Here is a 1,290-nt window from a genome sequence, read left to right as displayed (position 1 = left end):
CCGAGGCTCTTGCGGGGTCTGCTGTTGAGCGTGGCGGCAACCGCTTCGATATCCTCCGCAGCCCATCGGGACAGGTCGGTGCCCTTCGGGAAGTACTGCCGCAGCAGACCGTTCGTGTTCTCGTTGGTGCCGCGTTGCCATGGGCTGTGCGGGTCGGCGAAGTAGACCGGAACTCCGGTCTCGATGGTGAACTGGGCGTGTGCCGAGAGTTCCTTGCCGCGGTCCCAGGTCAACGACCGCCATAGCTGCTCGGGCAGGGTGCCGATCGTCGTCGCAAGCGCGTCCTTCATGGTCACGGCGCCGTAGCCGGCCAGCGGTGGCCCGTTCTTGGTGCGGGGAACGACGCCGTAGCCGTCTTGGCGGGGCAGGTGGACGAGCACCGTGAACCGGGTCGTGCGCTCGACCAGTGTGCCGATCGCCGATCGGTCGAGTCCGATCAGGAGGTCGCCCTCCCAGTGTCCCGGTACGGCGCGGTCGTCGGCTTCGGCCGGCCGTTCGCTGATCAATACTTCGGGCGTGACGTGCGCCCACGCCTTCCGCTTCGACCGGGCCCGTGGAACTCGCAGGGCCCTGCCAGTACGCAGGCAGGCGACGACCTCGCGTTTGAGCGCTCCGCGGCCTTCGATGAACAGGGCCTGGTAGATCGCCTCGTGGCTGATCCGCATGGACTCATCATCGGGGAAGTCGGCCTTCAGTCGGTTCGCGATCTGCTCCGGACTCCACGCCATGGCCCACCGGCGGTCGCCGCGGTGCGGCTTGTTCCGTCCCTTCCATGGCGCGGCCTGCGGCCCCAGGGCCGTCCCGTCCAAGCGGCTGACCTGGCCTGAAAGCCTTTCCTGTACGTAGTTCCGCAGCCGATCGTTCGCGGCCAGCTTCGCCGTCTTCGGACGCTGAGCCACGAGGTCGGCCTTCCACTGCGCGACCGAGGCCCGGTACTCCAGCCGGCCGCCGCGGGTCGCGGCGTTGCGCCGCAGCTCCCGGGATATCGTCGATGGATCGCGGCCGAGGCGTCGTGCGGTCTCGCGAACCCCGATGCCCTGCGCTTTCAGGATCGCGATCTCTTCACGCTCGTGGAAGGACAGGTACCGGCCGGAGGGCGGGGCAAGATCCATCGGTGGCATACCGCCACCGTGCCGAAACCACCGGCCACCCGCCGCCTGGGATACGCCGACCGCAGTTGCCGCCTCCTCAGCGAGCAACCCCTTCGCAATCTCCCGCCAGAACTGGCGCTGCACCTCCCGCCGTAGCGCCGGCGCACCAGGAGACTTCATCGACGACCGCCCGGTCAAC

The 1,290-nt window shown here is 68.6% G+C and carries 1 protein-coding gene; it reads right to left on the bottom strand.

What is annotated here, in order from left to right:
* Positions 1-1,271 (bottom strand): IS30 family transposase (locus tag ABZW30_RS47040; protein ID WP_355677501.1); only part of this gene is annotated, 1,271 nt, incomplete at its 3' end.
* Positions 1,272-1,290 lie beyond the last annotated feature (19 nt).

This window comes from Kitasatospora sp. NPDC004669, assembly GCF_040609455.1.
Classification (GTDB): domain Bacteria; phylum Actinomycetota; class Actinomycetes; order Streptomycetales; family Streptomycetaceae; genus Kitasatospora.
This window is presented reverse-complemented; position numbering and strand designations above follow the sequence as displayed.